A 19,382-nucleotide genomic window follows, 5' to 3' on the forward strand; every position below is an offset into this window, starting at 1 on the left:
AAACGCTGGATTAAAAGAATCCAGCGTTTTTTTGGGTTCGTATGCTATTTGGTCACTGTGAGCAGGAGTCCCTTTTAGTAGTCAGAAAGGCAGCCTGTTCAGACGATTACGCGTCCACTCGTTTAAAGCTAACCAGCCCCGCTTTTGGAACTGCTACTTCAAGCAAGCCTCTATCCATCTCTACGATCTTCGAGCTGATAATTTGTCCGCAGCAGTCTTTGACTTGCAGCTCATAGCGAGCAGGGGAGAGGGTGCTTCTAATTACTATCCGCTGGCTGTAGGTGCCGTTCACGATAAACAAATGAGTAAAGTCCTGCTCTACAGGCACAATAACATCAGCATAGATGGCGGTGATCTGAGTGTCGTCCTTGCGTGCAGTCACGAGCGGGTATAACAGCTCCGGTTGTTGCGGAGACAGTTCGCCCCGCAGCAGGACATCGCCGTGCTCTCTGCTGAATGCCAGCCAGAAGCGCAGCATGGACAGATATTCCTGGCCAATTTCATTAAGACGCAAAGAAATTTGCGGTACAGAGAAGATCACATTAACCAATTGCATCGCCGCGCTCTCCACAGGTTCATTGGGATTGAACATGATCATGTCGGAATGTACAGCTGTATTTCCTGAGAGGAGTCGCAGATCTAGCGTACGTACCCGGTTCTGAATGGAATCGTTAGGGCAATCATTCGCGCGGAACATGTTGCCGTATTTTCGCATCAGCGGGCCGATATAGGTCTGACGGAATTCAATGAGAACATCTGGTTTGATAGCTCTTAGACGTTCCATGACATCGGAGAGCAGGCGGTCAACCGCTTCTGGCACCGACTCATGATCCCGGCCTTCGGCTGTACCTTCCTGTTGATCCGGGCTCAATCTGAAGCTATCCACGAAATCAAGTTTCAGGCCGTCGATATCCCATCCGATGATCGCCTGTTCGTAGGTGTTGATCAGGTATTCCCGCACGTCTGGGTACCGAGGGTCTAACACGCCAGCGTTCAGCTTCTCGTCAATCCGTAGAAGTTTGTTCTCGAACTGGCCCCATACTTTGCTGGACTTGCCCACGAACGGGACGGAGTACCAGAGCATGTATTTCAGGCCTAGCTTATGAACGGTATCGACATGCGCTTTCATATCTGGAATCTTGCCGCCATAGACTTCCCAGTCACCAGTAAAGGCATAACCCCGATTGTTATCGTCCGTCTGCCATCCATCATCGACAATGATAGTGTCACAGCCAAGTTCCTTGGCCAGCTTGGACTGCTCCTCTAATTCGATTGCGGTCAGCTCCTGGTGATAGGAATACCAAGTGGAGTACATAGGCCGGAGGGCCACATCCGGGACCTCTGCAGGCTTATAGCCGGGAAGGGTTTCCCACCAAGAAGTTACTTCCTCCAGCGCTTTATTGTAAGAGATATCTCTGCGGTCGATCCGCAGAGTAGCTTCATAATGATCTATTTTCGGCATGGCTTCCTCAAATAAGGTAACAGAACAGAGGAAAGTCGAGTCTTCTTCATGGATACCCGCTTTAATTGATACATTGTTCAAGGCATCGGTAAAAGCGAAGGTCATGCGGTTGCGCCCGTCCAGATTGTACAGAGAAGCCACGGGTGCCAGGGAAGTGCTCTTCGACTGGAAACCGTCACCCCAATCCACCTGAAACGCTTTATTACGATCTGTTCCTGGATGCCATAAGGAATGAACGTCTACGGCAGGAATGGACCATTCAATAGTACATACTGGAGGATATTCTTTCTGAACTGCGTTGAGCTTGATATGAACCAGGAACAGATTTTCCGTGACCGTCTCGATTTCAGTTGTGCTGTTAAATAAGGGACTGTCGCTGATGACAGTGATAGTGGGACAAGTGTTGTTGATTAAAGTTTTCATAATGCCTCCTGCTTGCAAAAATAGATAATGGGCTAATGTTTACTGTTTAGAGTATATTATTTACGAAACGTATAGTAAACAAAAACTTTATATTGGTCATTAACGATTAGATTGAGCGTATTATCAGACTTGAAAGTTATATGTAAGCGGAGACAATTGGGTATTGTCAAACGTTTTGATCTCTGTTATATTGAATTCACGCATTAGTTCACTAATGTTTAGTAAACAAAATACATTTTGATTGGCAAAAGCTTGGCGGAATTATAAAATGATCATAAGGGGTGTTTCCCAAATATGAAGTGAAAAGGTGATTAGTCGTGGCAACTATTCGTGATATCGCAAGTCTGGCTGGAGTATCTGCATCCACAGTTTCCCGTGTGCTGAACGGAGATCCTTCCCTTTCGGTATTGGAAGAGACAAGAAGAAAGATTATTTCCGCTGCTGAACAGCTGCAATATAAAGGAAGTCAACGACGTCAGTCTCATCAGGCGGCACAGTTGAAGGATTATAAAATTGGTCTAGTAACCTTTTGTTCAGAACAATTTGAATCGGAGGACCCGTACTACCTGTCCATCAGGCTGCAAATCGAGAAGGAATTCAATCAATTAGGCCTGCACATTACGCGGACGATCCGCTGGGTGAATCATGATTCTTATGAAAGTCTTTCAGGATTGGATGGTCTTATCGTTATCGGGAAGTTTGAGTTTGATCCTTATAATCTGTTCTTTAGCCGGATTCAGAATGTCGTCTTTGTCGATTACTCGCCGGATGAGAATCGCTTTGATTCCGTTGTGGTTGATTTTGATAAAGTTACACGAACGGCTTTGGATCATCTTACCGGGCTTGGCTATACTAGGATCGGTCTGATCAGTTCTCGCGATTTCATTAACCGTTTTGGTTCCAACTCCGGTACGGATTCTGTGGACCAACGGCAAAGCAGCTTTGAAGCTTATATGAAGCAGAAGAATCTGTACCTGCCAGAGCATGTCCACATTGGCAAAGATTTCTCCATGTCCACCGGATATCAGCTGATGCAGGAAGTGATTGAGAAGCAGAATTTGCCGGAAGCTTTCCTGATCGGTTCTGATCCTATGGCGATTGCCGCTGGTAGAGCACTGAAGGAAGCTGGCTTGAAGGTACCTAAAGATATCGCATTAGTTGGCATTGATGATATTGAAATGGCCTCTTATGCTAACCCGCCATTGACCACGGTGAAGATCTATACTGAGCAAATGGGGCAGAGTGCGGTGAAAATGCTGCTCGAACGCATCGGGGGCAGAGAAGTACCGTTAAAGATCGTTCTGCCATCCAAGCTGATGATCAGAAGCAGCTGTGGTGCGGAAATTCGGTCATCAACTAGTTAAACATTCTTAGGGGGAATACATGATGAAAAAGTGGTCTTTGATTGTTTTATCTCTGCTTGTTGTAATCGCTTTATCTGCCTGTTCCGGCAACGCGGGGAGCGATAGCGACTCTTCGAATTCCGGCGGAAACAGCGGGGCTGCGAAAGGGAAGATCACGTTTGCTTTCTGGGGAGCTCAGAGCGAGGCTGATGCGATCAAGCAGGCCATTGACAACTTCCAGAAGACTTATCCTGATATCAAGGTAGAAAGTCAATGGATTCAAAAGGACTATCTGACCAAATTGCAGACGATGATTGCCGGAGGAACCACCCCCGACGTTATGTTGATCTCCGGAGGGGATTTACCGGGTTTTGCGAACGCTTTCCAGGAACTGCAGGTTGATAAATCGCTGTTCAGCTCGCCTTCTTTTGTAGATTCAATGAGTGTGGATGGCAAGGTATATGCTGAGCCTTTCATTATCAAACCGAAGGTAATGGCGATTAATGTGGATCTTTTCCAGAAGAATAATATTCCGCTTCCAAGTCAAACCGTACCGATGACTACGGAAGAATTCAAGGACATTTCCAAAAAGCTTACTTCTGGTGAGGGAGCGAGCAAAATTTTCGGTTCGGAGCCGCTGTGGCTCGGCAACTGGATCTATTCGTTCGGCGGCCAGTTCTACACTGATGATCTGAGTAAGTCAGCACTTGATTCACCGGAAGCGATTGCAGCTGCTGAATTTATTGTCTCCACTAAACAAGAGGGCATCGTACCTAATGATAGTGAGAAACAAGGTCAGAACATGATGAACTGGTATCTGGGCGGCAGAATCGGCATGTTTACCGACTTTGGTCCTTGGTACCTGCCGCAGATGGCAGATGTACAGAACTTTAAATGGGATCTCGTGCCATTCCCTGGCAACGGCGGTTCCAAAGAAGTTAACGGATTGGCGCTCAGTAAGAACAGCAAGAATGCAGAAGCAGCCAAGCTTTTCATTACTCATATGACGCAAAACGAAGAGGCACAAAAAATCATCGGTGGCAATAAAAATGCTTACGGAGTGCCGGTTATCTCTAGTGCTACAAGTGCATTTGAAGCTGTCGCTGCTAACAAGAACATGGCAGCCTTCGTGCTTGCCGCCGAGAAGCAGCATACACAAGAAGCTCAGAAGAGTACCAATGAGATCAATAATGAGATGAAAGCCATCGACGATACAACGCCGATCGGAATCGGCACTAAGGATGTCAAGGAAGTATTCCCGCAGGTAGCTGAGAAGATCAACAATATTTTACAACAAAACTAACGGGAGCATACTTATGAATGGACTAATAGAAGGGATCTACAATTTCTATGAAGGAATCGGGATGCCGGCAGCATTGCTGCCGCTTCTCCCTTTTCTGACCGTTATCGCGCTGGTGTTTGCTATTATTTTTGCCGTTACTAGGCTGCTTGTGAAGAAGAAAATCATGCATACCAAAACGGCGAGCTTCTACATGTTCGTCTCGGTCTGGGTGATCGGCTTCCTGCTGTTTACGGTAGGTCCGATGATTTTCTCCTTCTATATCAGCTTCACCAAATGGGAAGTTGTTAGCGATCCGCAGTGGATAGGGCTGGGCAATTACAAAATGCTGTTCAAAGATACATTGTTCTATAAATCGTTATCCGTTACGTTCTATTACACTTTGGTAAGTGTACCGCTGCAGGTCATTCTGTCGTTTGCGATTGCGATTCTGATGAACCTGAAGCTGCGCGGCATTTATATTTTCCGTACGATTTATTATCTCCCTACCCTGGTGCAGGGTGTTGCACAGATGGTGCTGTTCATCTGGATCTTCAACCCTAATGTGGGTCTCGTCAATTCACTGCTGCGTCTGGTAGGTGTTGAAGGACCCGGCTGGTTCTCCAGTCCGGATTGGTCGATGCCTGCGGTCATTATTATGAGCCTCTGGACGGTCGGCGGTAACATGATCATCTATCTGGCTGGCTTGTCGGATGTTCCGCAAAGCTTGTATGAAGCGGCCGAGATTGACGGCGCCACTGCTGCGAGAAAGGTATGGCACGTGACCCTGCCACAGATTTCGCCGATCCTGTTCTTCAACGCGGTAACAAGTATGATCGGGGCATTCCAGACCTTTACCCAAGGCTTCATGATCAATGGGGGGCCGGATAACTCCTTGCTGTTCTATGCTTATTATCTGTATCAAAATGCTTTTATGTGGTTCAAAATGGGCTACGGATCAGCGCTGGCCTGGGTACTCTTCGTGATTATTCTGATATTCACCGCGATTGTATTCCGCAGCAGTGCTTTATGGGTGTACTACGAAACAGAGCAAAACGGAGGGAGGAAGCGTCGTGTCCGTCAAAAAAGAGCGTAATTCTACCAAGAAAAAGGTGCATTGGCTGGCCTATCTCCTACTTTTAATCGGGAGCGTAGTATTTCTATATCCCTTTATCTGGATGGTCTCTGCCTCACTGCGGAGTCTGGAGGAGCTTGCAGCCTCCGGGATGAGCATCTGGCCGGAACACTGGCGCTGGGGCAACTATGCCAAGGCACTGACGGCCTTTCCGTTCCCACAATATCTGCTTAACACCGTGATTACAACCATCTTGCCGATTATCGGTACGGTTCTTTCCTGTTCGCTTGTCGGCTACGCTTTCGCCCGGTTTAAGGTGAAAGGGAGCGGGTTCCTGTTCGTACTGGTCCTATCGACCATGCTATTACCTGGTGAAGTTACAATGATCCCGCAATTTATTCTATTTAAAAAGCTGGGTATGCTGGATACGCTGTATCCGCTGATCGTTCCTTCCTTCTTCGGCTCGGCGTTCTATATTTTCTTAATGCGCCAATTCTACTCCCGATTGCCTGTTGGTCTCGAAGAAGCAGCAATTATCGACGGCTGTGGTTATTTTAAAATCTGGCGCACGATCTTCCTGCCACTGTCCAAGCCAGCCTTGATGGCTGTCGGTGTTATGGTCTTCATGGGCTCCTGGAACAACTTCATGGGACCGCTGATTTATATCAATAGTGATAAATGGAAGACGCTTACGCTGGGGTTGGCCGGATTCCAGGGTACTTATGCCACGGATACCAACCTGCTGATGGCTGCGGCTGTCGTCATTACATTGCCATGTATCCTACTGTTCTTCTCAGCACAAAAAGCATTTATGGAAGGTCTGACCTTCTCAGGTTCCAAGGAAAGCTAATATAGACAAAGGACAGGAGTGACCTTAGCATGACCTATGAGAGAGAGATTAAAGCCAAAGCTGGTGCAGTAACTTTTCAATCCTCCGATAAAGATCTGAATGAAGGTTTTGTCTGGGCCAAACGCCAGGCACTTGAATACGCTCATTTCGGTGAAGATGCCGTCGGGCTGTGGTACGAAGCTGCATTGCCTGAACGCGAGGCATTTTGTATCCGTGATGTAATGCATCATAGCACTGGAGCTGCGGTACTGGGGCTTCGATATCATACCAAAAATATGATCATGCGTTTTGCCGAGAACATTGCCGAATCGCGGGACTGGTGTACGTACTGGGAGATTACCAAGGACAACGTGCCTGCCCCGGTGGATTACGAGAATGACGAAGATTTCTGGTACAATCTTCCGGCGAACTTCGATATTATTCATACCAGCTGGCGTCAATATGAATGGACAGGCGATGATTACTATTTGAATGATAGTCAGCTGCAGAAATTTTTCGAACTAACATTAAATGAATATACTAAGACTTGGGACAAAGACGGCGACGGGATTTTGGAGTATTATCCGGAATACGGCCGCAGAGGTCTGGCTACCTTCAATGAAGCTGGACTTCATCCGCTACTTGGCGGTGACATGATCGGATCACAGGTTGCCGGATACCGGTCGTTCGCCCAACTGGCCCGTCTCAGAGGACAAGCTGAATTAGCCCAGCAGTATGCTGACAAGGCAGATGAGCTGGAACAGCGTTATGAGAAAGACTGGTGGAATGGAGGGAAAGACCGCTTCTACGGTGCGATGCTGCAGGATCGGTCATTCGTGAAGGTCTACCATGCTGAAGGTAATTTCCTCCCGCTCTATTATGGTTCCATTGGGAATCGTGAGAAGCTGCGTAAGACGTTGGAGGATGTCAAAATCAACCGTGTAGCCAATGTTGAGGGCAAAACCTACCTGCCGGATATTTTCTACCGGTACGGCGAGAACGAAGAAGCCTTCACAGAACTGAAGGAATTGGTAGACCCCTCCCTGGATCGCCGGGATTACCCGGAAGTGTCCTATTGTGTGGTTGGTTCCGTGGCTGCCGGATTGATGGGGTTAGCTGGTGACGGAGCATCCGTAATCAGCACCCTGCCTAGACTGGCACAATCACTGGAATGGGGGGAGTTGGGGGATGTCCCAATTCTTGACCGTACCATTACAGTAAAACATAATGGCAACACCGAGAGTGCAGTGACGCTGCAAGCTGGGGAGTCTTTTGTCTGGAAGGCGGCTTTTCCTGGTCATGTGGATACACTCTACTATAATGGTAAAGGCATAGCTGCAAAGCAGGAAACCACAGTAGGTGGAGAACAGGTCAGCTATATTACAGTAGACATCGCAGAAGGCGAGACACATGTGGTGTCTACTACACTAAGAGGTTAATATTTATGAACTTTAATCTACAGGATCAAGCATTCAGCACCTATGGTTCTTATCTGGCTTTCTCTTACCCTTTTGCTAAGGACAGCATTTATAAGGATAATGTTTGTTTGCGGGTTTTGTATGGGGAATTTGAGAATCAGGAGCACTATCCGCTTCTGATTCTTGATGAACTGGGCAAGCAGGCTCCTTATCATGCGGCTGGGTCACCGGCTGAATGTGTATTAAGCAGTCAGGCCGGGGAATTGAGATTTTGTTATCAGGATACTGAAACAGTTCATTTCACCGGCAATTGTGGCGTGCAAATCGCTAAAGAGCAGATGGACCGTTACAGCCGTCTTATTTATCATAAAGATAATATGTGGGAATTTGCCGGGGATAGCTCTTCCTTAATGGTAGTTGTTAAGAGTGGGACGGTACGCAATCAATCGGTTTGGGGAAGCAATGGAGTGGGTAATGAAAGCATCTTGTTTCAGATTCTTCCGGATGAATCGGGAGGGGTTGATTTTCAAATCAGACGCTTTGACCTGACGTATCATCCTCAGCCTTATCGTGAATATGATCAGAACCTGAGTGCCAAAGAGGAAGAGTTCCACCGTTTTCTGTCTCATATGCCCGAGGTCCCAGGCCAATATTTGGAGGCTGCCAAGCTGGCGCTGTATATCAATTGGTCAGGTGTGGTTGAGCCGGAGGGGTATATCAAAGCGCCTGCTATACTTATGACGAAGTCTTACATGAATTTCATCTGGAGCTGGGATTATACGTTCAATGCTTTGGCAATGTGCAAAGGTTGGGAAGAGCTTGCGTATGACCAGTATTTAGCGATGGTACATGTGCAGGATGAGAACGGGGCATACCCGGATTGCTTTCACGCCCGCAAAGTGATTAGAGGGTTCGTCAAACCCCCTGTCCAAGGCTTTATTCTGGAACGGATGATGGAGCATTCCACCCCGTCTACAGAGGTTCTGTCTACGCTATATGATTCGCTCACCAGGCTCACGGGATGGTGGCTTGACAACCGCTCGGGTGCCGATGGCCTTCCGATGTATTTTCATGGTAATGATTCAGGCTGGGATAACGGAACGGTATTTGCGGAAGGGGTTCCGGTCAAATCTCCGGACATCTGTACCTGGCTGATCCTGCAAATGGACTTTCTGAAGGAAGCGGCTCTGAAGTTGGGGAAAGCTGAAGAAGCTGAAGCATGGGGAGTCAAAGCTATGGAATTATTGGCTAAAATGCTGGAGGTTCTCGTTCAGGACGGCAGATTTATCGCCAAGAAGATCCCTGAGAACCGCAATGTTGGTGACACCAGCCTGTTGCTGTATGTTCCTTTATTGCTGGGTACACGTCTACCTGAGGATCTGCGGCAGAACATGCTCCATGCGTTGCTGGAGAAGGGGCGCTTCAAAGCACCTTACGGTTATGCTTCTGAAGCCTTGGATAGTAGATATTTTGAGGAGGATGGGTATTGGAGAGGGGCAGTCTGGCCTCCATTGTCTTATATCGTATCCGAAATTTTAAGAATCAATGGCTATGAAGATGAGGCGCTGGACAACGCGAAAAAGTACTGTGACATCTGTGTGCAGTCCGGATTTGCAGAGAATTATAGCGCGTTGGACGGTCGTGCCTTGAGAGATACTGGGTATACATGGACAACAAGTATTTTTCTCGTATTTCTGCGGGACTACTTGATGAAGAGATAGGAACCGGAAGATTTCCTGCTATTCATTCAGTGGTTAACCGATAGAAGTTCTGCTTCACCTATAAAAAGCCTCAAATCCCTTGTGACCATGGGATTTGAGGCTTTTATTTCATTCTGTCGAGCGCTGGGAGATGGCTCTTCTGCGCTGAGGAACCTGTGGCTCAGAAGGCCACAGGCTCTGGGGCTGCCTATCAATATTAAGGCAACACGTTACCAGCAGCACGGTAGATCTCGTACCACTCTTCTTTGGACAGGGTGATGTCTGTAGCTTTGGCGATATCGCGCAGACGCTGAGTGTTGGTGGTGCCAACAATCGGCTGCATTTTAGCCGGATGTCTCAGCAACCAAGCGATGGCAATTGCAGTATCGGCTACGCCTTTTTCGTCAGCCAGACGGTTAACGACCTGATTCAGCTCAGGATACTTGTCGCTGCCCAGGAATACACCTTCAAAGAAGCCGTACTGGAACGGCGACCAAGGCTGAATGGTCATGTCATGCAGACGGCTGTATTCCAGGATGCTGCCATCATGGTCGATGGAAGCCGGGTTGGCCATGTTGACATTGAAGCCAGTGTCGATCATGCCTGTGTTAGTAATACTTAGTTGTAACTGGTTGAACAGCAGCTTTTGCTTAACATTTTTCTTGAGTAATTCAATTTGCAGCGGTTTCTGGTTGCTGACCCCGAAGTGTTTGACCAGGCCTTTTTGCTCCAGAATATCGAACGCTTCGGCCACTTCTTCCGGTTCGAAAAGGGTGTCCGGGCGGTGCAGCAGCAGAACATCCAAATAATCGGTTTTCAGGCGCTTCAGGCTGCCTTCTACGGAATTCAGGATATGCTCTTTGGAAAAGTCGAACAGACCCGGACGAATACCGCATTTGCTCTGGATCAGGACTTTGTCACGCAAGCCAGGGTTATTGACGAGCACATCTCCGAATACTTCCTCAGCTTTGCCGCCAGCATAAATATCGGCATGGTCAAAGAAATCAATACCCACTTCCAGTGAGGTAAGGATGTGCGCCTCCGCTTCCTTCGGGGATAAATCCGCAATTCGCATACAGCCCAGGGAAATCTGGGAGACTTCAAGTGTACCGTTGCCTACATTAATTTTCGCTGCCATTTCAACATTCACTCCTTCATTTGATAGCTTCATGATAAATTGTAAACCTTAGAGGTTACTAGAAGGCAATAGTTTTATGTTATATTATTATCAATGGGTTTTTGGAATAACCCTCTGATCCTGTATCGGCCTAATTTAGGTTAACCACTAGTATTGTGTTTGAAACCTATATAGTAGTAGAGATTTTCTTTTGACGATTAAGCTGTGCCGAAGCAAGCGGCAGAAATGGAGTCAGCCCATGGGATACAGTATCAAAGCCATCTCGCAAAAAAGCGGATTAAGTCCATATACCCTGCGTTATTATGAGAAAGAAGGCGTGTTGCCTCTGGTCGCCAGAGACGAGAACGGCAACCGCTGCTTTCACGACGAAGATATTGACTTGATCTCTCTGATTTGTTGCTTGAAGGATACAGGCATGCCAATTGCGGAAATCAAGCAGTTTGTCGCCCTGTCCAAAGAAGGCGGCGGGACCCTGCCGGAGCGGCGGAAGCTGCTGATGGAGCACAAGCTGGAGATTGACCGCAAAATCGAATTTTTTCAACAGTTTTCCAAAAAGATTGATCACAAGATTGCCCACTTCTCTTCCTTGGAGAATGAAACGTCCTCCCGGCCTGAACAGCAGACAGAGGAAGAAGCGAATTGAACAAACGGCCCCCGGGGAGAGTATTCCTCGGGGGCCGTTATTTGCAGGAATTGTTAGTTTTAGGTCTTATGGCATAATTTGTGGCCGGGACTCTACTAGGTGATATAGGCATAATCGCCCTGAAGCTATACTGACAATACTGTACAAATTACGGCTTTCGATGGAGCGAGTTTTGCTGCCGTATGTGCCCAATCTTTTTTTGCTAGGCGTTTATTGGGACTTCCGGCGCAATTTCCGTCCGAAGTCATGGGGTGATGGTACGTGTTGGGTTGCTTCGCTGTCCATAGTGGCCTTGCAATTCAAATTATCCCTGGTCACTCGCAGCTTTGGCATAGCCGCCTTGCAATTCAGTCTGTCCCGAGGGATCCGCAGTTTTGCACTACCGCTTGGGATCGGACTGGGGGCGGCCATTGCCGGACTTGAGATGTATGTGGGAAAACGGGTGATGCTATACCTCCATTCACTGCGCACCCTCGACAAGGAGGTGCTTGGAAAGGGGAGTTTGAGCCCGGATTAACAATTCATTTTGGTGCTAATGAACCTATTGTATTTTATTGTGTCCAGATACTATTCTATCGGCCGGATGAGCCACAGAGATGTCATCGCCTGACCGGTTCACCATCCCCCAAATGTATTCATGTGCTCCCTTGAAATGTTCAAGGGAGCTTTCGTTTTTTTGGATTCAATACATTTAGGCCTCAATTATCAGGCTTATTTACCGAAATAAAGGTATACTGATATTAAAATTTGTCAATTACGTTTGTCGTCCCCATTCTTTAGAGGAGGCTCCACCAGTGCATGACTTTATCTTTAAACAATTGTATATGCAGTCTTCTAGCGGCATCGCGGTAGTCTCTGTGAAAGAGGGGACTCTTTTGCATTCCAATCCTGCGCTTTGCGAAATGCTGGGATACATAGAAGAAGAACTTTTAAATAGACATTATTCCAATTTGGTATATAAAGACGATCGTGAGTTCACAGAACCGGATCTTCTGGTGAATCGTCTTCTTCAAGGGTCGGGATCCGCGGTTGATCTGGAGGTGCGTCTGTTGGGCAGTGATGACTCGGTCATCTGGGCCTCGCTCCATGTGTTTCTGATTCACGGAGAAGCCGGGGAGGGGCCGCTATATCTGGTCGCCGAGACGACGGATATTACAGAGCGCAAGCATGCGGAGAAACGCAACCTGGAGAGCCAGCACCTGTACAATCTCATTACCCGTAATACACCGGATATGATTTCGTATGGGGAGCCAGACGGTACGCTATATTATGTGTCACCTTCGGTAGAGAATCTGCTTGGCTATACACCTCAGGAAATGCTAGGAAACAAGAGAGTTGACTATTATCATCCCCAGGATGTCCGTGAGATGCTAGAAGAAGGCAAGCTATATTCGGATAATGAGGTAGCTGTGCGCAGAGCCAGGCATAAGGATGGCCGGTATCTGTGGATCGAAAGTACATTCCAGGCCATGCGCAATGAAGAGGGTGAGGTTGAGAAGGTACTGGCCATCGCCCGTGATATCACTGAGCGTAAGAAATATGAGGACATGCTGGCCACGGCCCATCACCTGGCTGGCATGGGTTCCTGGGAATGGGATGTTGTGAACAGAACTCTGACCGTCTCGAAGGAGCTGCGTTATATTTTCGGCTTCAGAGAGGACTGTGGCAATCATTCGCTTTGTGACCACAAGCAGATTATTTCCTGCATCAAGCCAGAGGACTTCATGAAGGTTCTGGGCATGCTCAGGAAGACAGTGAAGGACGGAACTGACGGTGAGTCGATTTTCCAGATCATGACCAATGAAGGGGAAGTCAAATTTATAGAATCTCACTGGCAGGTCACGCTGGATGAAGGCGGCAAGGCGCTTCAGATCAGCGGAGTGGTGCAGGATGTGACGGAGCGCCGCCGCATGGAGGCGCAGCTGCGAGAGAGTGAGCGGAATTACCGCCTGATCTCGGAAAATTCACTGGACTTCATTACCCGCTATGCTGCGGACGAGCATGTAACCTACTTGTATGCATCCCCGATCTGTCAGGCCATGTTGGGCTACACTCCTGAGGAAATGGTCGGGACTCCCGGCATAGCGTACATTCATCCCGAGGATGCGGATCGTGTACAGGCATATCTGCAAAGCTGCATGCACGGTGAAAAGCTGGAGCCGGTAGTGTTCCGTTTCCGGCGCAAGGACGGATCGTATATCTGGACGGAGACGACCTTCCGCTATATTTACTCTGGCGACGGGGAGGTGTCCGAGCTTGTCGGCGTGACCCGCGATATTGCCGAACGGAAGCAGTATGAAATGAAGCTTCTGGAAAGTGAAAATCGCTACAAATCCCTGTTCGAATATAATCCGTCGGCGATCAGCGCCATGGATCTGCAGGGTAGGACCCTTTCCGTCAATTCAAGTCTGCTGCATCTTACCGGGTACTCGCGGGACAATCTGCTGCTGTCAGCATTCACTGAAGTAGTCGATCCGGATGAACTGGATAACGTCCTCCAGCGGTTCGAGCTGGCTTCGGGCGGAGAGGCTCAGACCTTCGAGAGCCGTCTCATTCACCGGGACGGGCATGTGGTCGAGGTGAGCGTTATTTATGTGCCGATTATGGTCAGTGGTACGGTGGCGGGTGTATTTGCCATCACCAGTGATATTACGGAACGCAAACGCCACCTGGAGCAGATCGAGAAGCTGAGTTACGAACATGCTCTGATTTTGAATTCCGTTTCTGAAGGCATCTTTGGCGTGAATTTGACTGGTGAGATGATGTTCATTAACCCGGCCGCTGCGGGAATGCTCGGATATGAGCCAGGAGAGTGGTCGGCCAGCAGTCATTTGCTGACTATTCAGCAGACTTGGCTAGACGGAGAGCCGTATTCCGGCAGTCAGAAGACGCTGATCCAGGCCTTGTCGGAGAATGTTACATACGAAGAGCGAGAAGGCGTGTTTTGGCGGCAAGACGGTTCTAGTTTCCTGGTAAAATACCGTCTGACTCCGCTGTTTGACAACGGCGAGCGCAAGGGAGCCGTCGTCGTCTTCCGCGATATCACAGAAGAGAAAGAGATTGTACGGGCTAAGGAATCCGCCGAGCAAGCGGACCGGGCCAAATCGGAGTTTCTGGCGATTATGAGCCATGAGCTACGGACACCGATGAATGGTATTATCGGCATGGCTGACTTGCTCACAGGAACGGAGCTTAACGAGGAGCAAAGCTATTATACGCACATTATCAATAAAAGCGGCGAGGCTCTATTGCATATTCTGAATGAAGTTCTCGATTTCAGTAAAATTGAAGCTGGGATGATGACACTGGAACCACGACCACTGGAGCTTACTCAGGTTATCCAAAATGTAAGCGAGGTGTTCTATCCCAAAGTGAAGGAGAAGGGACTGCTCCTGACAAGCGAACTTGATCCAGCCCTGCCGCCAGTAGTTGTCACCGATGAAGCGCGGCTACGGCAGATTCTCGTCAATCTGGTGGGGAATGCGGTGAAATTCACAGAGGAAGGGGATATTCGCATCTCTGTGAAGCTCCACGAGCGGCTGGATTCCGGACAAGTGGTCCTCAAGTTCTCGGTAGAGGATACGGGGATCGGTATTCCACTGGGTAGTCAGGGGCTTCTCTTCCAGTCTTTCTCCCAGTTGCATCCTTCTATCAACCGGAAGTATGGCGGAACGGGTCTTGGACTTGCGATCAGCAAGAAACTGGCCGAACTGCTGGGCGGCGGAATCGGAGCAGTGAGCCGGGAAGGCGAAGGTTCTGAGTTCTACTTTACCGTACAGGTCACCTTGCCGGGAGAAGAATGGCAGCAGGAGTCCGTTAGTAACAGTTCGGCTGGAAAATCCCGGCATGATAAACCCACAATTATAGCGGGCGAACTGGCCGGGGGCAAATATGGGCCGTTGTCCATTCTGGTCGCTGAGGATCATCCGGTGAACCGACAGCTGCTACTGGCGTACTTGAAGAAACGGGGGTACGTAGCGGATGTGGCCCTGAACGGCGCGGAAGCGGTGGAAGCGGTGCTCTCCGGCTCCTATGATCTGGTGTTCATGGATATCCAGATGCCCGTTATGGATGGGATTGAGGCCACAGGTCTTATCCGGGAGCGGCTGGGACTCAGCCCGGTGATTGTTGCCGCGACCGCCTTTGCCCGGAAAGAAGACAAGGAAATGTGCATGAGAGCAGGTATGCAGGATTTCATCTCGAAGCCGCTTCACGTCAAGGAGCTGGACCGGGTGCTGCGTGATTGGTCGGCCCGGATTCGCAGTGGAGCATGAAGGCGTGACTTGAGCGGTACAGAAGGCTGCTTGCGCGTTGACAAATAACGATCCACTGACTATATTTAATTTGTTCGTAATCATTACGTATTTTAAATTTTAATTAGGTTAGTGAGAGGGTATCTACATTGCAAAAGATGAAACGCGGCGATTTTATCATTATTCTGCTGGTGCTGCTCGCAGCTGGCTCTATTTATGGGGTCAAATGGTTCAATAGTTTGAATGACCATTACAAACAAGGGGATCTGATGGCCCTGATTACAGTGGACGGCAAGGAGTACAAGACCGTGCCCCTGACCAAAGAAGAGCAGATTATTGATATCAAGACCCAATTCGGACACAACACGCTCAAGGTGTTCGATTACGGAATCCAGATGACTTATTCAGACGCACCGCTGCGGATTGCGCTGGAAATGGGCTTTATCTCCAGGCCTAGGCAGCAGATCATCTGCATACCGGCCCGAATAATGGTTGAGGTCTTTAATCCGAATAAGTCATCGGGTGATGAAGATGAGCTGGATGCTATTATCTAATATTTTTGCCAGAGGCTTGTAACTTTGCCCATTCCGCAACGGAGTCGGGACTGGTGTAGATATAGGGTGTCGCCGGCCGCGGGATGGGTATGATCGACACTGCGGAGATCTGAAGAATATCTTTGCCTTTGTATTTTCCAACATGAAGCTTGCCCCGGACCTCTACCCAGGTGTCTGCGGGCAGGCTTTTTTGCTTACCAGGATACACCATAATCCCAAACGGTGTGGCATCCGCGGTACAGCATTGCACCAGAAAGCGGCTCAAGACAAACGGGCCGTTCGTAGTCGCGGCGTTCTCCCGGTAGACGAAACCAGATGCGACAATCTCTTTGCCTTCAAATTTTTGCTTGTATCTGTCAATGGCGCCGAAGGTTTCGGAGAAAATCTCCGGGTAGACCGGAATTTCAGGTTGACTGTACAACAGCTTCGCCAACTGGGCAAACTCGACTTCAAAAGGGTCATCGCTCTCAAATTGGACCTCGCGGTCCGGTTCCTTGATGTTATAAGTAAGCTCAATCCCCTTCACAGATGCAGCCAGACTTCCCAGTGGCCGATCGGGCAGCAGGAAGCCGAACAGCAGCGGCAGGAGAAACAATCCATACAAGGCAGTGCTTCTGATACCCCACCGGGGAAGACGGTGATCACAGTCACACAAGGCAGCACCCTTGCCAAACAGTGCCTGTACCGTTAGGCTGAGTGCCATCAAGACTAGGGGGAGGGGGCAGAGCTTGATCCAGCGTGCTAGCTTAGGTGCCACATAATAATGCAAGGCGTCCTGCTGTGTCAAATGAGCAATATAGAGGGCAAAGGCCAGCAGAAGCACCGCCCTAAGCAGATAATGGAGCCGAATGCTCCGGGATTCATTCAAGGTCCTTCCCTCCTAACTACAACCATCCTGACATCCATACTGACCCGATAAACACCGTTGAGAAGATCAGAAAGAACAGGAATAAGGCAAAACGGGTTTTGAACAGCGACAGTAGCATTAGCGCATTTTTGAAATCAAGCATCGGACCCAGCACCATAAAGGCCAGTAGGGAACCTGCCGGGAAAGAATGCAGGAAAGTCGAGGCTACAAAGGCATCAGAGGTGGAGCAGAGGGAGAGCAGGAAGGCTAGTCCCATCATGAAAAAATAAGACCCCAATGGTTTTCCGCCGATGGCTGCTAGACTACCTTGCACCATAAAGGTTTGGATACCGGACGTCAACAAACAGCCGATGATCAAATATTTGCCCATTTCAAAAAATTCGTCTGAGGTGTGTACGAATACGGCAGCGGCTTTGCCACCGCGTGCACTTGGATGATGATCCATCCCATTCTCCTGCCGGGCAGACAGACGGAGAGGGGACTTGGAACTGGTGAAATAAACGATCAGGCCGATGATAAAAGCAACTGCAAAGGCCAAGCCCATGCGGCCATAGGCCAGTTCCGGGTGAGTACGGAAGGCGGTAATCGTGGCCCCGTATACAACCGGATTCAGAATCGGGCCGGAGAGAATGAAGACGATCGCTACATACACAGGCATGCCTTTATGAATCAGGCGGCGGACTAGCGGAATCATGCCGCATTCGCAGACTGGGAACAGTACGCCCAGCAGACAAGCGAAGAGAATGGCGGGTACAGGGCTGCGCGGAATCCAGCGGGAGATCATTTCGTCCGGAACGAACACCCGAAGCAGGGAGGACAGCAGAGCCCCCGCAAGCACAAATGGCAATGCCTCCAGCAGAATGCCGATGAAGCTTGCTTTGAAGGAATGGAGATACGCGTTATCCAGCAGCTCCAGATGGCCCGGTAGCCACACGATGCCAAGAATAAGCAGGAAGGCTGCGGGCAGGAGCAGCGGGAATATTTTTACCGGTGAAAAAGAGGTCAAGAGCGGAACAAGGCGAACCAACGTTCAGTCAGCAGCGCTTCATTCAGATTCAATCCGATGCAGACCACATAGGGTTGACCGGGATAGCTGGAGGCTTCCCAAGTCGTTCGCATGCCAGCATATTGCACAAGCTGGACAGGCTCATCATTCGATAGGATCACATGGCCTTTGGCGCGCAGCAGACTATCACCGCATTCTCGAAAGAAGGTTTCGAACTGTCTTCTAGCGAGCTGAGCTGGCGCTCCCTGTGGAAAAGTCAGCGTCACAGCAGCGACCTGGGAATAGGAAGTCTCCTGCTCGGTGCTATGTTCCTTCAATGCAGTTCCGCCGGAGTCTGGCAAGATTCTGGTCATTGAAGCGCTTTTGAAGGTCCGGGGAGCGCGCTGCGGCGCTGGAATGTGAAGTTCCCGAGGAGTGATGCCGGCGAGCAGGGGGGCCAGATTGATTTTACTATAATGGGTGTACACGATTTCTGCCTCTGCGTTCTGCTTTCGGACCGCCTTCTCTATCTTCCATAACGTCTCTTGCTCTACGAGATCGCTCTTGTTTACAACAATGAGATCCGCCGAACGGATCTGTTGGCGCAGTGTGCGTACAAGGTGACGGTCAGCGGACAGCCGGCTGTTGTATTCCAGTGTATTCTCTGCATCCAGCACTGTAGCGGTAAAATGTAACGTAAGACGGTCCCGCAGAGGCACCTCCAGTAGCGCGTGAGCGATTTCTTCTGGGTTCGCTACGCCGGTTAGTTCTATGAATATGGCATCCGGACGCCTTGCCAGCAGCACTTGAAGACATTCCCCAAGCTCTTCCTTGCGGCTGCAGCATATACATCCGTCCAGTAGCTTTTCTACAGTCATTCCGGTATGCTCCTGCAAAATATAGCCATCCACATCCCGTTGCCCCAGCTCATTCATCACAATGCCCGGATTCAGGCCTCTCTGCTTACTCTCTTGCAGCAAGGACAATAACAGCGTGGTTTTGCCGCTTCCCAGAAAACCACTGAGTATGATTACAGGTATCTTCATTTTCCTCACTCCTGCCTCATTCTTTGTAACAAGAATCATAGATTCATATTTCCATCTCTATGTCATAGGTCCACTGGAAAGACCACAAATAACAGCGTTTCGAAATTTTACGCCCTAGTTGTTGACATCTGGTGAATAAAGCGTGTATGATTTATTAATCGTAATAATTACGATTTAAGAAAGGGATGAATGAAATGAGAGTTATCGTAACTTTGGCATGTACAGAAACCGGCGATCGCAATTACACCACAACCAAGAATAAGAAGAATCACCCGGAGCGGCTTGAGATGAAAAAGTACAGCCCTCGTTTGAAAAGAGTGACACTGCACCGTGAGACTCGTTAAGAAGGTTCATAGCACAATCTGA

General features: G+C 49.0%; 16 protein-coding genes. 11 read left to right on the forward strand and 5 right to left on the reverse strand.

The features are described 5' to 3' along the window. Nucleotides 1–106 precede the first annotated feature (106 nt). Complete coding sequence (locus ACFVRY_RS16530) at nt 107–1,885, reverse strand: glycoside hydrolase family 36 protein (protein WP_387501318.1); 1,779 nt, start codon at nt 1,883–1,885, stop codon at nt 107–109. 317 nt (nt 1,886–2,202) lie between these two features. Here ACFVRY_RS16530 and ACFVRY_RS16535 point away from each other — a divergent pair, with 317 nt between their 5' ends. The 6 genes from ACFVRY_RS16535 to ACFVRY_RS16560 are packed head-to-tail and all read left to right on the forward strand — an operon-like array spanning nt 2,203 to nt 9,550. After that, nucleotides 2,203–3,249, forward strand: coding sequence for a LacI family DNA-binding transcriptional regulator (locus ACFVRY_RS16535; RefSeq protein WP_387501320.1), 1,047 nt, complete (start codon nt 2,203–2,205; stop codon nt 3,247–3,249). A gap of 19 nt (nt 3,250–3,268) precedes the next feature. Further along, nucleotides 3,269–4,531, forward strand: coding sequence for an ABC transporter substrate-binding protein (locus tag ACFVRY_RS16540; RefSeq protein ID WP_387501321.1), 1,263 nt, complete (start codon nt 3,269–3,271; stop codon nt 4,529–4,531). 13 nt (nt 4,532–4,544) lie between these two features. After that, the gene (locus ACFVRY_RS16545; protein ID WP_387501323.1) at nt 4,545–5,603 is read left to right on the forward strand and encodes a carbohydrate ABC transporter permease; all 1,059 of its coding nucleotides are present in this window, start codon (nt 4,545–4,547) and stop codon (nt 5,601–5,603) included. Then, a complete protein-coding gene (locus ACFVRY_RS16550; RefSeq protein WP_387501324.1) occupies nt 5,581–6,432 on the forward strand; it encodes a carbohydrate ABC transporter permease in 852 nt (283 codons plus the stop codon). The genes ACFVRY_RS16545 and ACFVRY_RS16550 overlap by 23 nt, the downstream gene beginning before the upstream one ends. Nucleotides 6,433–6,461: 29 nt before the next feature. Further along, nucleotides 6,462–7,850, forward strand: coding sequence for a glucosidase family protein (locus tag ACFVRY_RS16555; protein WP_387501325.1), 1,389 nt, complete (start codon nt 6,462–6,464; stop codon nt 7,848–7,850). A gap of 5 nt (nt 7,851–7,855) precedes the next feature. Continuing rightward, a complete protein-coding gene (locus ACFVRY_RS16560; RefSeq protein WP_387501326.1) occupies nt 7,856–9,550 on the forward strand; it encodes an MGH1-like glycoside hydrolase domain-containing protein in 1,695 nt (564 codons plus the stop codon). A gap of 196 nt (nt 9,551–9,746) precedes the next feature. On the opposite strand, the gene ACFVRY_RS16565 is transcribed toward ACFVRY_RS16560, so the two are convergent. Continuing rightward, the gene (locus ACFVRY_RS16565) at nt 9,747–10,667 is read right to left on the reverse strand and encodes an aldo/keto reductase (RefSeq protein WP_387501328.1); all 921 of its coding nucleotides are present in this window, start codon (nt 10,665–10,667) and stop codon (nt 9,747–9,749) included. A 190-nt stretch (nt 10,668–10,857) separates the two neighbouring features. On the opposite strand from ACFVRY_RS16565, the gene ACFVRY_RS16570 reads away from it, so the two are divergent. The 4 genes from ACFVRY_RS16570 to ACFVRY_RS16585 all read left to right on the forward strand — a co-directional run bounded on the left by ACFVRY_RS16570 (nt 10,858) and on the right by ACFVRY_RS16585 (nt 16,117). After that, nucleotides 10,858–11,310: a MerR family transcriptional regulator gene (locus ACFVRY_RS16570; RefSeq protein ID WP_387501329.1), complete on the forward strand. Its 453-nt coding sequence runs from the start codon at nt 10,858–10,860 to the stop codon at nt 11,308–11,310. A 160-nt stretch (nt 11,311–11,470) separates the two neighbouring features. Continuing rightward, the gene (locus ACFVRY_RS16575; protein ID WP_387501330.1) at nt 11,471–11,827 is read left to right on the forward strand and encodes an ABC-2 family transporter permease; all 357 of its coding nucleotides are present in this window, start codon (nt 11,471–11,473) and stop codon (nt 11,825–11,827) included. Between the two features lie 277 nt (nt 11,828–12,104). Next, nucleotides 12,105–15,584, forward strand: coding sequence for a PAS domain S-box protein (locus tag ACFVRY_RS16580; RefSeq protein ID WP_387501331.1), 3,480 nt, complete (start codon nt 12,105–12,107; stop codon nt 15,582–15,584). Nucleotides 15,585–15,721: 137 nt separating this feature from the next. Then, a complete protein-coding gene (locus tag ACFVRY_RS16585; protein ID WP_387501411.1) occupies nt 15,722–16,117 on the forward strand; it encodes a NusG domain II-containing protein in 396 nt (131 codons plus the stop codon). Here ACFVRY_RS16585 and ACFVRY_RS16590 read toward each other — a convergent pair. The 3 genes from ACFVRY_RS16590 to ACFVRY_RS16600 are packed head-to-tail and all read right to left on the reverse strand — an operon-like array spanning nt 16,110 to nt 19,016. Continuing rightward, complete coding sequence (locus tag ACFVRY_RS16590; RefSeq protein ID WP_387501332.1) at nt 16,110–16,985, reverse strand: TIGR03943 family putative permease subunit; 876 nt, start codon at nt 16,983–16,985, stop codon at nt 16,110–16,112. The two genes, ACFVRY_RS16585 and ACFVRY_RS16590, sit on opposite strands and share 8 nt — an antisense overlap. 16 nt (nt 16,986–17,001) lie before the next feature. After that, the gene (locus tag ACFVRY_RS16595; RefSeq protein WP_387501333.1) at nt 17,002–17,991 is read right to left on the reverse strand and encodes a permease; all 990 of its coding nucleotides are present in this window, start codon (nt 17,989–17,991) and stop codon (nt 17,002–17,004) included. After that, nucleotides 17,988–19,016 carry a CobW family GTP-binding protein gene (locus ACFVRY_RS16600; RefSeq protein ID WP_387501334.1) on the reverse strand — a complete coding sequence of 343 codons (1,029 nt, stop codon included), beginning with the start codon at nt 19,014–19,016 and terminating at the stop codon, nt 17,988–17,990. The genes ACFVRY_RS16595 and ACFVRY_RS16600 overlap by 4 nt, the downstream gene beginning before the upstream one ends. Before the next feature lie 194 nt (nt 19,017–19,210). Here ACFVRY_RS16600 and rpmG point away from each other — a divergent pair, with 194 nt between their 5' ends. Continuing rightward, the gene (rpmG, locus tag ACFVRY_RS16605) at nt 19,211–19,360 is read left to right on the forward strand and encodes a 50S ribosomal protein L33 (protein ID WP_387501336.1); all 150 of its coding nucleotides are present in this window, start codon (nt 19,211–19,213) and stop codon (nt 19,358–19,360) included. Nucleotides 19,361–19,382: the final 22 nt, after the last annotated feature.

The organism is Paenibacillus sp. NPDC057934 (genome assembly GCF_042887565.1).
GTDB lineage: Bacteria > Bacillota > Bacilli > Paenibacillales > Paenibacillaceae > Paenibacillus_AQ.

Excerpts from the sequence above, each read along its gene's own strand:
- ACFVRY_RS16530 (WP_387501318.1), bottom strand. The coding sequence starts at position 1,885 with ATGAAAACTTTAATCAACAACACTTGTCCCACTATCACTGTCATCAGC.
- ACFVRY_RS16540 (WP_387501321.1), top strand. The coding sequence starts at position 3,269 with ATGATGAAAAAGTGGTCTTTGATTGTTTTATCTCTGCTTGTTGTAATC.
- ACFVRY_RS16545 (WP_387501323.1), top strand. The coding sequence starts at position 4,545 with ATGAATGGACTAATAGAAGGGATCTACAATTTCTATGAAGGAATCGGG.
- ACFVRY_RS16555 (WP_387501325.1), top strand. The coding sequence starts at position 6,462 with ATGACCTATGAGAGAGAGATTAAAGCCAAAGCTGGTGCAGTAACTTTT.
- ACFVRY_RS16560 (WP_387501326.1), top strand. The coding sequence starts at position 7,856 with ATGAACTTTAATCTACAGGATCAAGCATTCAGCACCTATGGTTCTTAT.
- ACFVRY_RS16565 (WP_387501328.1), bottom strand. The coding sequence starts at position 10,667 with ATGGCAGCGAAAATTAATGTAGGCAACGGTACACTTGAAGTCTCCCAG.
- ACFVRY_RS16575 (WP_387501330.1), top strand. The coding sequence starts at position 11,471 with ATGGAGCGAGTTTTGCTGCCGTATGTGCCCAATCTTTTTTTGCTAGGC.
- ACFVRY_RS16585 (WP_387501411.1), top strand. The coding sequence starts at position 15,722 with ATGAAACGCGGCGATTTTATCATTATTCTGCTGGTGCTGCTCGCAGCT.
- ACFVRY_RS16600 (WP_387501334.1), bottom strand. The coding sequence starts at position 19,016 with ATGAAGATACCTGTAATCATACTCAGTGGTTTTCTGGGAAGCGGCAAA.
- rpmG (WP_387501336.1), top strand. The coding sequence starts at position 19,211 with ATGAGAGTTATCGTAACTTTGGCATGTACAGAAACCGGCGATCGCAAT.